The organism is Staphylococcus sp. EG-SA-15, from assembly GCF_017151895.1.
GTDB classification, from domain to species: Bacteria; Bacillota; Bacilli; order Staphylococcales; family Staphylococcaceae; genus Staphylococcus; species Staphylococcus aureus.
The window spans coordinates 107,723-120,763 of the sequence record NZ_JACVZN010000001.1; the positions used below are offsets into that span (position 1 = coordinate 107,723).

11 protein-coding genes are annotated in these 13,041 nt (G+C 33.1%); 3 read left to right on the forward strand and 8 right to left on the reverse strand.

Features of this window, described 5'->3' with window-relative positions; translation table 11 throughout:
* Nucleotides 1-128: 128 nt before the first annotated feature.
* The 4 genes from lepB (IDG64_RS00500) to IDG64_RS00515 form a co-directional block, all read right to left on the reverse strand.
* On the reverse strand, nucleotides 129-704 hold the full coding sequence (gene lepB / locus IDG64_RS00500; protein WP_000711893.1) for a signal peptidase I: 576 nt from the start codon (nucleotides 702-704) through the stop codon (nucleotides 129-131).
* Nucleotides 705-719: 15 nt separating this feature from the next.
* A complete protein-coding gene (lepB, locus tag IDG64_RS00505) occupies nucleotides 720-1,244 on the reverse strand; it encodes a signal peptidase I (protein WP_000758204.1) in 525 nt (174 codons plus the stop codon).
* A 4-nt stretch (nucleotides 1,245-1,248) separates the two neighbouring features.
* Nucleotides 1,249-1,824, reverse strand: a complete 576-nt coding sequence (locus IDG64_RS00510; protein WP_000007967.1) for a TVP38/TMEM64 family protein — start codon at nucleotides 1,822-1,824, stop codon at nucleotides 1,249-1,251.
* A 324-nt stretch (nucleotides 1,825-2,148) separates the two neighbouring features.
* A complete protein-coding gene (locus tag IDG64_RS00515; protein WP_000148855.1) occupies nucleotides 2,149-3,480 on the reverse strand; it encodes a glucose-6-phosphate isomerase in 1,332 nt (443 codons plus the stop codon).
* A 350-nt stretch (nucleotides 3,481-3,830) separates the two neighbouring features.
* Between IDG64_RS00515 and IDG64_RS00520 the strand changes: the two genes are divergently transcribed.
* From IDG64_RS00520 to IDG64_RS00530, 3 genes are all read left to right on the forward strand, one after another.
* Nucleotides 3,831-5,036, forward strand: coding sequence for an argininosuccinate synthase (locus tag IDG64_RS00520; RefSeq protein ID WP_000660042.1), 1,206 nt, complete (start codon nucleotides 3,831-3,833; stop codon nucleotides 5,034-5,036).
* Nucleotides 5,026-6,405, forward strand: a complete 1,380-nt coding sequence (argH, locus tag IDG64_RS00525; RefSeq protein ID WP_000066059.1) for an argininosuccinate lyase — start codon at nucleotides 5,026-5,028, stop codon at nucleotides 6,403-6,405. Before IDG64_RS00520 ends, argH begins: the two co-directional genes overlap by 11 nt.
* Nucleotides 6,406-6,646: 241 nt before the next feature.
* A complete protein-coding gene (locus IDG64_RS00530) occupies nucleotides 6,647-7,576 on the forward strand; it encodes a glycerophosphodiester phosphodiesterase (protein ID WP_000185316.1) in 930 nt (309 codons plus the stop codon).
* A gap of 450 nt (nucleotides 7,577-8,026) precedes the next feature.
* Here the strand turns inward: IDG64_RS00530 and IDG64_RS00535 are convergent, their stop codons facing one another.
* The 4 genes from IDG64_RS00535 to ygs form a co-directional block, all read right to left on the reverse strand.
* Entirely contained in the window at nucleotides 8,027-9,271 is a 1,245-nt protein-coding gene (locus IDG64_RS00535) for a Glu/Leu/Phe/Val family dehydrogenase (protein ID WP_000138487.1), read from the reverse strand.
* 108 nt (nucleotides 9,272-9,379) lie between these two features.
* Nucleotides 9,380-10,570 (reverse strand): ornithine--oxo-acid transaminase, encoded by a 1,191-nt coding sequence (locus IDG64_RS00540; protein WP_000167314.1) that lies wholly within the window; start codon nucleotides 10,568-10,570, stop codon nucleotides 9,380-9,382.
* Between the two features lie 307 nt (nucleotides 10,571-10,877).
* The gene (locus IDG64_RS00545; protein WP_000838031.1) at nucleotides 10,878-12,005 is read right to left on the reverse strand and encodes an NADH-dependent flavin oxidoreductase; all 1,128 of its coding nucleotides are present in this window, start codon (nucleotides 12,003-12,005) and stop codon (nucleotides 10,878-10,880) included.
* Nucleotides 12,006-12,366: 361 nt separating this feature from the next.
* Nucleotides 12,367-12,744: a S1 domain-containing post-transcriptional regulator Ygs gene (gene ygs, locus IDG64_RS00550; RefSeq protein WP_001067294.1), complete on the reverse strand. Its 378-nt coding sequence runs from the start codon at nucleotides 12,742-12,744 to the stop codon at nucleotides 12,367-12,369.
* Nucleotides 12,745-13,041: the final 297 nt, after the last annotated feature.

A 13,041-nucleotide genomic window follows, 5' to 3' on the forward strand; every position in this document is an offset into this window, starting at 1 on the left:
TAACACAAAGTGATTGTGATTGATTTATTATAAGTTCATTTCGAACTTAGCTTTTATTGTGGTACTAACAAAATAAAACATCGTTTATCAGTATTAAAACCGACAAACGATGTTTTATTTGTTTCATATTAATTTTTAGTGTTTTCAGGATTGAAATTATGTTTAAATTCACTAAATGGCCAGAATCTAAATGAAACTTTACCAACAATTTGGTCTTCATCAATGAGGCCAAACGCACGGCTATCTTTACTTACTTCACGATTATCTCCAAGCACTAAATATTTACCTTTTGGAATGACATTTGATTTAGGATTCGCATTCGGTAAATCTTTAACTTGGAAAGTCCCAGTAATGTAATCACCTTGTTTATGTTTTAAATTGTAGTTTAAATATGGTTCATCTTGTTTTTTACCATTGACATATAATGTATCATTTTTATATTCTACTTTATCGCCAGGAACACCGATGACACGTTTAACATAGTCATCATTTTTGTTTGCATGGAAGACAACTACATTACCTTTTTCCAAACCACCTGTTTTATATCCAATAATGTTTACAGCTACTCGCTCGCCATCTTTCAAAGTTGGATCCATTGATTCACCTTTAATCGTATATGGTGTAACAATAAATTTACCTATTATAGCAAATATAACTAGCGCAATAGCAATTGAAATAATCCATTCCAATAATTCTTTTTTCAATTTTGACACCTCTTTTTAAGATTTGAACTGAATCGTCCATTTTGAAAAAGGATAATATCTCAAACTTATATTACCAATAATATCCTTTTTATCAATTAAACCAAATTGTCTAGAATCATGTTGATTGTTATCATGATCATTTAGCACAACAAAATTGTTAGGCGGTATAATATCTCCATCTAATTCTTTAAAATTGCGCAAACTAAAATCTTTAATTTTTCTGTTCTTGGCATAAGATGCGTCAACCGGTCGGTCATCACGGTATAATTGTCCCTGACGAAACGCCATTGATTGACCAGGTTTGGCAATAATTCGACTAGTATATATCTCGTTACCACGCCTATATGTAATGATATCACCATTATTCAATTGATTAAATGTAACTTTAATTTTATTTACAATAACACGATCCCCTTTGTTAAGGCTTGGTGACATATCATTATTCGGAATGACATGACCAACTATTACAAAAGTTTGTACGAACAGTACAATGATAATAGCAAGTATCAATGAAATCAAATATTTTACAACTTTTTTCACGATGTCACTCCTTTTTCGACCCCATAAAATGCTGTTCTAACTTTTTTCCAACAATCCAAAATACAACCAACACAACTAACATTAATATCCCTCTTAAAGGATGCGTTAAAATTGTAGTAATTTCCTTACCTAAATAACCTAAAATAATTGTTGAAACTAACTTTGATGATGCCAAAACAATGAAATAATATTTAGGTCTAATATGAGATAGACTCGCTACAAAATTTATTAATGTATTTGGCGTAAAAGGAAAACAAAGTAAAATAAACAATGGGATTAATCCTTGGCGATCAATAAAACTAATCAAGCGTTGAACAGCAGTACGTTGTTTAATTCGCTGCATCCTCTCAGTGTTCACCAATCGTTTACAGATCAAATAGACTGTAAATGTTCCAGAAATTAATCCAAGCCAACTAATCAATATACCTAAAATAGGTCCATAAGCTTGAATGTTAATTAAAATATAGAGTGCTAAAGGAAATACTGGAATTATAGCTCTAATATATAACAATATAAATCCAGGTAAATAACCAAACTGTCGAAATATCTCAAACCATTCTTCTACTTGATGAAACGACAAATCATCAATCCCTTTCTTTGGTTGAAGATAATTATTCTTACATTATAAAGTTAATTACTAAGTAAAGAAACATTAACATGTAATCATGCTAATAAATCAGTCTCTAGTAGTATAACAATATTATTGTAAGGCAGATATTATTTTATCTTTAATTTTCTCTTAACATCTTGTCACATTAGCTAGTAACCTAGTTCTTGCATATAAATAAAAACGAGGTTGTCATTACATTTTTACATTTGTAATGACAACCTCGAAAATATGCTTTAAATAGTTAACGTCTAGTTCTATCTTTTCAAACTTCACTAATCTTTGAAGTAATGTATTTTATAAACGTTCTTCTAATTCTTTTTTCAAGTCTTCAAAACCAGGTTTACCTAATAATGCGAACATGTTTTGTTTATATGCTTCTACACCAGGTTGGTTAAATGGATTTACGCCTAATTGGTATCCACTCATTGCACAAGCAAGTTCGAAGAAGTATACGACGTAACCGAAAGTTTCTTCATCTAATTGTGGAATGTTCACTACCATGTTAGGAACACCACCATCAGTATGCGCTAATAATGTACCTTCGAATGCTTTTGTGTTAACTTCGTCGATTGTTTTACCAGCTAAATAATTTAATCCGTCTAGATCATCACTATCTTTTTCAATAGTAATATCATATTTAGGATGATTTACTTTTACAACTGTTTCGAATAAGAAGCGACGGCCTTCTTGTACATATTGACCTAAAGAATGTAAATCAGTTGTGTAGTTGGCACTTGAAGGATAGATACCTTTGAAGTCTTTACCTTCTGATTCACCAAATAATTGTTTCCACCATTCATTAAAGTATTGCATAGATGGTTCATAGTTAATCAACATTTCTGTTGTATAACCTTTTGCATATAAAATGTTTCGAATTGTCGCATATTGGTATGCAATGTTTTCTTCTAATTTATCTGAAGATAATTCTTCACGTGCTTTTGCAGCACCAATCATCATAGCTTCGATGTTAATTCCAGCTGTTGCAATTGGTAATAATCCTACTGCTGTTAAAACAGAATATCTTCCACCTACATCATCAGGTACGATAAACGTTTCATAACCTTCGTTTGTAGCCAACTGTTTTAAAGCACCTTTTTCTTTATCCGTTGTTGCAAATATACGTTTTTGTGCTTCTTCTTTACCGTATCTTTCTTCAACTAATTGTTTGAACAATCTAAATGCAACTGCTGGTTCTGTAGTTGTACCAGATTTAGAAATAACGTTTACAGAGAAATCTTTGTCTGCTAAATAATCAACTAACTCTTTCGTATATGTTGATGATAAGTGATTACCAACAAATACAATTTCAGGGTATTCATTGCTGTTTCTAAATGATGACGTTAACATTTCGATTGCTGCACGTGCACCTAAGTAAGAACCACCAATACCGATGACTACTAAAACATCAGAATTTTCTTTAATGCGTTTTGATGCTTCAACAATTCTTGAAAATTCTTCTTTGTCGTAATCAACTGGTAAATCAACCCAGCCTAAGAAGTCACTACCTGCACCAGTACCTTCATGAATTGTTTTGTGAATTGATTTAACAATTTCTTGTTGTTGTTTTAATTCGTGTTCACCGAAAAATTCTAACGTTTTACTAAAATCTAATTGAATATGAGTCATCTATAAAAGCCTCCTGTTTCATTTAATATCTTAATTTTACTAAGTTTACGTTTGCGATTCAATTCACAAGTTTGTACTTAATCAATAAAATTGATATTTATGTGACGTTTCACACCTATTTTTCAACAAACATTTCAAACTGGCGTCAAACACTCAAACATTTTTTATACAATTTGCATGTTTTTTAAAATACTTTTAAACATTGATAAATAAGCATTTATACTTACAACTCTAACTATCTCTATCGTATTTTATGAATAAATATGTAAAATAATGGTTTTATTTTCATTAAAAGTTTGCTATCATGTGTTCATACGAAATATTCAGATAACTACAATGAGGTGAATTTTATGAAAGAGAAAATTGTTTTAGCATATTCAGGAGGACTAGATACAAGTGTGGCCGTTCAATGGCTTATCGACAAAGGATACGACGTTGTAGCTTGTTGCCTAGATGTTGGTGAAGGTAAAGATTTAGACATCGTTTATAAAAAAGCTTTAGATATGGGAGCAGTTGAATGTCATATTATTGATGCAACAAAAGAATTTAGTGATGAGTATGTAAGTTATGCAATCAAAGGAAATTTAATGTATGAAAATGCATATCCATTAGTTTCAGCTTTATCAAGACCATTAATCGCTAAAAAATTAGTAGAGATTGCTGAGAAAACAAATTCAGTAGGTATTGCACATGGTTGTACTGGTAAAGGGAATGACCAAGTACGTTTCGAAGTTGCCATTAAAGCATTAAACCCATCATTGAAAGCATTCGCACCTGTACGTGAGTGGGCATGGAGTCGTGAAGAAGAAATCGATTATGCAATTAAACATAATATCCCTGTATCAATCAACCATGATTCACCTTATTCTATCGATCAAAATCTATGGGGCAGAGCGAATGAATGTGGTATTTTAGAAGATCCTTATGCTGCGCCACCAGAGGATGCGTTCGATCTAACAAATGCTTTAGAAGAAACACCAGATGATGCTGATGAAATCATTTTAACGTTTGATAAAGGCATCCCAGTTCAAATTGATGGCAAAACATATGAATTAGACGATTTAATTTTAACGTTGAATGCATTAGCTGGTAAGCATGGTATCGGAAGAATTGACCATGTAGAAAATAGACTTGTAGGTATCAAATCAAGAGAAATTTATGAGGCACCTGCTGCAGAAGTTATTTTAAAAGCGCATAAAGCATTAGAAACGATTACGTTAACGAAAGATGTCGCACACTTTAAACCAATCATCGAGAAGCAATTTGCTGAACAACTATACAATGGACTTTGGTTCTCACCTTTAACTGATAGCTTAAAATTATTTATTGATAGTACTCAGCAATACGTAAGTGGTGATGTCAGAATTAAATTATTCAAAGGTAATGCCATCGTAAATGGTAGAAAATCACCTTACACATTATATGATGAAAAATTAGCAACTTATACAAAAGAAGATGCATTTAATCAAGACGCTGCTGTTGGCTTTATCGATATCTATGGTTTACCTACTCAAGTAAATGCGATGTTGCATGGAGGCTATAGCAATGAGCAATAAAGCTTGGGGCGGTAGATTTGAAGTACAACCTGAAGAGTGGGTTGACGACTTTAACGCATCCATTACTTTTGATCAAACGCTCATAGATCAAGATATCGAAGGCAGCATTGCACATGCAACTATGCTTGCGAATCAAGGCATTATTAGTCAACAAGACAGCGAACAAATTATACAAGGACTAAAATCTATTCAACATGATTATCATCAAGATCAAATTCAATTTAGTGCATCATTAGAAGATATTCATTTAAATATTGAACATGAATTAATTAAACGTATTGGTGATGCTGGTGGTAAGTTGCATACTGGACGCAGTAGAAACGATCAAGTTGCAACAGACATGCACTTGTACACTAAGAAACAAGTGCAAGATATCATCGCATTAATTAAGTCGTTACAAAGTGTAATTGTAGACATCGCTTCCAATAATGTTGATACAATTATGCCTGGTTATACTCATTTACAGCGTGCACAGCCAATTTCATTTGCACATCATATTATGACTTATTTTTGGATGTTACAACGAGACCAACAACGATTTGAAGATAGTTTAAAACGAATCGATATTAATCCTTTAGGTGCAGCAGCCTTAAGTGGTACCACATACCCTATCGATAGACACGAGACAACAGCATTGTTGAACTTTGGCAGTCTCTATGAGAATAGCCTAGATGCTGTTAGTGACAGAGACTATATTATTGAAACATTGCATAATATTTCTTTAACGATGGTTCACTTATCACGCTTTGCAGAGGAAATTATTTTCTGGTCCACAGACGAAGCTAAATTCATTACATTATCAGATGCATTTTCAACTGGCTCATCTATTATGCCACAAAAGAAAAATCCTGATATGGCAGAATTAATTAGAGGTAAAGTTGGTCGAACGACTGGTCATTTAATGAGCATGCTTATGACTTTAAAAGGATTACCTCTAGCATATAACAAAGATATGCAGGAAGATAAAGAAGGTTTATTCGATGCTGTCCATACAATTAAAGGTTCTTTACGTATTTTCGAAGGTATGATTCAAACGATGACAGTTAATAAAGAACGACTCAATCAAACTGTTAAAGAAGATTTTTCAAATGCAACGGAACTAGCAGATTATTTAGTAACTAAAAATATTCCATTTAGAACTGCACATGAAATTGTAGGAAAAATCGTCTTAGAATGTATACAACAAGGTCATTATTTATTAGATGTTCCTTTAGCAACATATCAACAACATCATTCTAGTATTGATGCCGATATTTACGATTATTTGCAGCCTGAAAATTGTTTAAAACGACGTCAAAGTTACGGTTCAACAGGTCAATCATCGGTCAAACAACAACTTGATGTTGCTAAACAATTACTATCACAATAAATACGTTAATCTACCTACCCACAATGTCTATGAAAATTACATTGTGGGTATTTTAATGCTCTCTTCGTCTTATTGAACATCACATTTTTAAGATTCCTAAAATGTTTGATAATTCTTTTAAATTTATATTACAGAAATGTTATAAATTGTAAAAGAAATGTGTAAAGCGTTTTCACAAGCAGGTTTTTGTAGTATTTTAAAATTGTTAGACTACAAATAAAGAGATGAAAGGATAAAGACTATGACTAACTCTTCGAAAAGCTTCACTAAATTTATGGCTGCTTCTGCTGTTTTTACTATGGGATTTTTATCAGTACCTACTGCTGGCGCTGAACAAACAAATCAAATTGCAAATAAACCTCAGGCTATTCAATGGCATACAAATTTAACGAATGAGCGATTCACTACTATCGCTCATCGTGGCGCAAGTGGCTATGCACCCGAGCATACGTTTCAAGCATATGATAAGAGTCATAATGAGTTAAAAGCATCGTATATCGAAATTGATTTACAACGTACCAAAGATGGCCATTTAGTTGCTATGCATGATGAAACTGTTAACCGTACAACAAATGGACACGGTAAAGTTGAGGATTATACCCTTGATGAATTAAAACAGTTAGATGCAGGAAGTTGGTTTAATAAAAAATATCCAAAATACGCAAGAGCAAGTTATAAAAATGCTAAAGTACCCACTTTAGATGAAATTTTAGAACGTTATGGTCCGAATGCAAACTATTATATTGAAACAAAGTCACCTGATGTATACCCAGGAATGGAAGAACAATTATTAGCTTCATTGAAAAAGCATCACCTTTTAAATAACAATAAATTTAAAAATGGACATGTAATGATTCAATCATTTTCTGACGAAAGTTTAAAGAAAATTCATCGTCAAAATAAGAATGTGCCATTAGTAAAATTAGTTGATAAAGGTGAACTACAACAATTTAACGACCAACGCTTAAAAGAGATACGCTCTTATGCGATTGGATTAGGTCCAGATTATACAGATTTAACTGAACAAAATACCCATCATTTAAAAGACTTAGGATTTATAGTACATCCTTATACAGTGAATGAACAAGCTGATATGTTACGATTAAATAAATATGGCGTTGATGGTGTCTTTACAAATTTCGCTGATAAATATAAAGAAGTAATTAAGTAGTATTGTTAAACTAGAAAACATAAATACAAAAATATAGCTATTACTATAAAAAACAGCAGTAAGATATTTCCAAATTGAAATTATCCTACTGCTGTCTTTTTGATCAACTATATATAGTTGAGCGTTTAATTAGAAATTCTCAGTGTTGGGGCCTCGCCAACTTGCATTGTCTGTAGAAATTGAGGAGCTAATTTCTCTGTGTCGGGGCTCCACCCCAACTTGCACACTATTGTAAGCTGACTTTCCGCCAGCCTCTGTGTTGGGGCCCCGCCAACTTGCACACTATTGTAAGCTGACTTTCCACCAGCCTCTGTGTTGGGGCCCCGACTATTTTTGAAAAGAGCGTGTTACACGGGCATTGTTTTACAGTCAACTACTGCTAAAATAAAATTAACGAGCTTAGGGCTTTGTTTTCTGTCCCAAGCTCGTTAAATCACATATGATAATTAATTATGCCCAACCACGATATCTAGCTGCTTCTGCTGTACGTTTAATACCTATGATATATGCTGCAAGTCTCATATCTATTTTTCGATTTTGAGACAATTCGTAAATCGTGTCAAATGCCGCTTCTAATTTTTCACGTAGTTTTTCATTTACTTCTTCTTCAGACCAATAATAACCTTGATTATTTTGTACCCATTCGAAGTAAGAAACCGTTACACCACCAGCACTTGCTAATACGTCTGGAACTAATAATATACCACGTTCAGTTAAAATACGTGTTGCTTCTGGTGTTGTAGGTCCATTAGCAGCTTCAACAACGATACTAGCTTTAATATCATGTGCATTGTCTTCTGTAATTTGGTTTGAAATAGCCGCTGGTACTAAAATGTCACAATCTAATTCAAACAATTCTTTATTTGAGATTGTTTCTTCAAATAAATTTGTTACCGTACCAAAACTATCACGACGGTCTAATAAATAATCTATATCTAAGCCATTTGGATCGTGTAATGCACCGTAAGCATCAGAGATACCTACAATTTTTGCACCTAAATCATATAAGAATTTAGCTAAGAAACTTCCGGCATTACCGAAACCTTGAATAACAACCTTGGCACCTTCAATTTGCATATTACGACGTTTTGCAGCTTGTTCAATTGCAATAACTACACCTAGTGCAGTTGATCTGTCGCGTCCATGAGAACCACCCAATACAATTGGTTTACCTGTGATGAAACCTGGTGAATTAAATTTATCTAATGCACTATATTCATCCATCATCCAAGCCATAATTTGTGAGTTTGTAAATACATCTGGTGCTGGAATATCTTTGTTCGGACCTACGAATTGTGAAATTGCTCTTACATATCCGCGTGATAAACGTTCAACTTCATGAATGCTCATTTGACGTGGATCACAAACGATACCACCCTTACCACCACCGTATGGTAAGTTTACAATGCCACATTTCAAAGTCATCCACATTGATAATGCTTTTACTTCTTCTTCATCAACATCTGGGTGGAAACGCACGCCCCCTTTTGTTGGTCCAACAGCATCATTATGTTGCGCACGGTAACCTGTGAATGTTTTAACTGTGCCATCATCCATTCGTACAGGGATACGCACTTGTAACATTCTTAAAGGTTCTTTAATTAAATCGTACATTCCTTCGTCAAATCCCAATTTATGCAATGCTTCTTTAATAATTCCTTGAGTAGAAGTTACTAAATTATTGTTCTCAGTCATGATCCTTTTCGCCTCTTCTTTACCTAATGATTTCGCTTTCAAACATATTGTAACATAACGTATTCCTTTTTAAAGCCCTTACAAACTGATTGTTACAACTTTTTGACATTATTGAAATACATGTCTTATTTTTTCAAGTGCAAGGTCCAATTCTTCTTTAGTAATAATTAATGGTGGTGCAAAACGAATGACAGTATCATGCGTTTCTTTACATAATAAGCCTTCTTCTTTCAAAGCTTCACAATATGGTCTAGCACTTTCATTAAGTTCCACACCTATAAACAAACCACGTCCACGGACTTCTTTAATTGATGGATGATCAATTTGCTTTAATTGTTCTTTAAAATAATCTCCTAATTCTAAAGAGCGCCCTGGTAAATCCTCATCAACGATAACATCTAATGCAGCAATTGATGCAGCACAAGCAAGTGGATTACCACCAAATGTTGAACCATGTGAGCCAGGTGTAAAGACATCTAATACTTCTTTATCTGCTAATACAACAGAAATTGGGAAGACACCACCACCTAGTGCTTTACCTAAAATATAGACATCAGGTTTTACATTATCCCAATCCGTAGCAAATAATTTACCCGAACGACCTAATCCTGCTTGGATTTCGTCAGCAATAAATAAGACATTATGTTCATCACATAATTCTCTAATTGCTTTCAAATATCCTTCTGGCGGTATATTTATACCCGCTTCACCTTGAATTGGTTCTACTAAAACTGCTGCAGTATTTTCATTAATTGCAGCTTTCAATGCATCTACATCTCCAAAATCAACTTTTCTAAATCCATCTAATAACGGACCATAACCACGTTGGTATTCTGCTTCTGAAGATAATGAAACTGGCGCCATTGTTCGACCATGGAAGTTACCATTAAATGCAATGATTTCTGCTTTATTTGGCTCAATTCCTTTAACATCGTATGCCCAGCGTCGTGCTGCTTTCAAAGCTGTTTCTACTGCTTCAGCACCTGTATTCATTGGTAAAGCTTTATCTTTACCTGCCAGTTTACAAATTTTTTCGTACCATTCACCTAAGTTATCACTATGAAAAGCACGTGAAACTAGAGTCACTTTATCAGCTTGATCTTTTAATGCTTGAATAATTTTCGGATGTCTATGACCTTGGTTAACAGCGGAATATGCAGATAACATATCCATATATTTATTGCCTTCAGGATCTTTAACCCATACCCCTTCAGCTTCTGAAATGACAATTGGCAATGGTAAATAATTATGTGCTCCGTAATGATTTGTTAACTCAATAATTTTTTCAGATTTAGTCATCATATCTCCCCTTTTCATCATTTATAACTATTATACATGAAACATTATCCAAATAATTACATTAGTTTTCAAAGCAGATACTTTTCCACCAAAAAAGATGAAATAATCACTAAGTTTCATTAAATTTGTCTATTTTGAAAACCCTTACATTTATAATGACATAATTACTTAAATGATTACAAGCAAAAGAATTGATAATTTTACACTTAATCAAAAGTATATTTTACTAAGAATATTTTTATTTATAAATATTGAAAACCACTAACAAATTGCATACACAATATCATTAGTGGTAACAGTTAAACACTTATTTATCTTTACGTGGTAATGGATAGAATCCTTCATTAAATTGATGCCATAAATTAGGAGTTAAGTGATGATTATCTTCTCTCTCTGGATCAAAGTAATTAATAATTTCATCTTCCCGTCCATCTTTAATTTTTTCAACAAATTGATAATCCAGTAGTAGCTCTCTACCAATGGCTACTAAGTCAACACCAACATTTTCAACTGCATCTAAAGCTTCGTCAGCTGTGAAAATTGAACCAATACCGATAAGTGGCATACGACCATTTATCCATTTGTGAATTAAAGGTAGTCTTTCTTGTCCAGCGTATTTACCTTCACGTGTCGTTGCATGCGTATCCATCATTGAAACATGAATATAGTCGATTGGCATATGGCTAATTTTATTAACGAGTTCCTCTGTAATTTCCATTGTGATTCCTGGAGACTCCGCTTCCTCTGGAGATAATCTGTATCCAACTATAAAGTCTTTATTGCCATACGCTTCTTTCGCTTTAAGCACTTCTTCAATCACAGCGACCGGGAATTTATATTGATTTGCCCATACATCATTTCTTCTATTATAGTATGGTGATACAAATTGATGAATTAAGTAATGATTCGCGCCATGTATTTCAACACCATCAAAACCTGCTTCAATTGCACGTCGTGTTGCTTCACCAAAATCCTTGATTGCTTGTTCAATCTCTTCATTCGTCATTTCTCTAGCACTATGTTCTTGTTTCTGACCGAAACTTTTTAAAGAAATTGGACTTGGTGCTACAACGTCTCCATCAGGTGTTAATTCAGGCAATGCTTGTGCACCACCATGATGTATTTGTACGAGTGCTTTGGCACCGTTTTTCTTCATTGCTGTAGCTAATCGTTTTAGTCCTTCAATATCACTGTCATGCGCGATTGACGGCTGTCCTGGAAATGCTTTTCCGACATCACTCACATTACTCGCAGCATTAATTGTAATACCAACATCTTGTGAACGCTTTTCAATATAAGGAAGTTCTACATCTGAAATAGTACCATCATCATTTGAAGAAATATGTGTTAAAGGGGCTAACACAAATCGATTTCTCAACTCTACTCCATTTGGTAATTCTACTTTATCAAACAATGGTTCGTATTTACTTTTCATTACTTAATTCCTCCTTAAAATTATTGAGTTGACTATAACATGTAATTTTTTCATTCTCCAATTATCTGTTTATATAGTTGCAATTCGTTTAATACTTTAAGTTGTAGTTCTCATTTCTAAAATAAATAAAAAAAACAAATCCACATACAATATTGCAAATCAACGATTCTATCTAACAAAGATAATGGATATGTCACCTTAAACCATTTGTACGTGTAAATAGAATCAATCATATTACGTTATCGTAGACAAAAAGAGATTAGTATCTAATAAAATTTAATAGATACTAATCTCTTTTATAGTCTAAGAAACTTTCATTTCAGACCCTTTGTATGATTTTCGGTACGATTTATCTGTTCCTTTAGTCGTTTCGAATTGCTCGCTTTGACTGTTTTATCCAGATTGGTAAGCGTTCTTTAAGTGTTTGAAACCCATATTTTTCTGTTTCTCTGATTTCATCTAATACTGATTGTTTTTCCTTCTTACGCTCATAATTTTTGAAGTAATCATTATCCTTTAATGATAGATTAAGCTTTCCTTCATCATCTATAGACAAAATTTTAGCTTTAACAATTTGGCCTTCTGATAGAAATTTCTTCAAATTATGAACGTAGTCATCCATAATTTCTGATATATGAATCAGTCCTTCAGTATGATTAGGGGTCTCAACAAACGCACCGTATGGTTGAATACCAGTTACACGCACCTTGATATGTTGGCCAATTTTGTAGTTATTCAACTTAATAACCCCTTATTTCGTTTACTTAACACTATTATCATAGCACAAATCGAAATGGTGGACTAATTAAAACATCAAATCATACGAATATTATTTTATAAATGAATAAGAATTCTACAAACTTGGATTTACAAATAAAATTAGCAACAAATTCCTATCTAAATCAATATGATATCCAGCTACTTTGTTTTCAATTTATTTACTATTTGAATAGCAATTCTCTGTAAAAACATAAAAAGCAACCTCAACTATTATCTTTAAAATACACATCTATTTAAAAACTGTGCTTTCTTGATA

Coding starts and splice junctions, on each gene's coding strand:
- IDG64_RS00515 (WP_000148855.1), bottom strand. CDS start 3,480: ATGACTCATATTCAATTAGATTTTAGTAAAACGTTAGAATTTTTCGGT.
- IDG64_RS00520 (WP_000660042.1), top strand. CDS start 3,831: ATGAAAGAGAAAATTGTTTTAGCATATTCAGGAGGACTAGATACAAGT.
- argH (WP_000066059.1), top strand. CDS start 5,026: ATGAGCAATAAAGCTTGGGGCGGTAGATTTGAAGTACAACCTGAAGAG.
- IDG64_RS00530 (WP_000185316.1), top strand. CDS start 6,647: ATGACTAACTCTTCGAAAAGCTTCACTAAATTTATGGCTGCTTCTGCT.
- IDG64_RS00535 (WP_000138487.1), bottom strand. CDS start 9,271: ATGACTGAGAACAATAATTTAGTAACTTCTACTCAAGGAATTATTAAA.
- IDG64_RS00540 (WP_000167314.1), bottom strand. CDS start 10,570: ATGACTAAATCTGAAAAAATTATTGAGTTAACAAATCATTACGGAGCA.
- IDG64_RS00545 (WP_000838031.1), bottom strand. CDS start 12,005: ATGAAAAGTAAATACGAACCATTGTTTGATAAAGTAGAATTACCAAAT.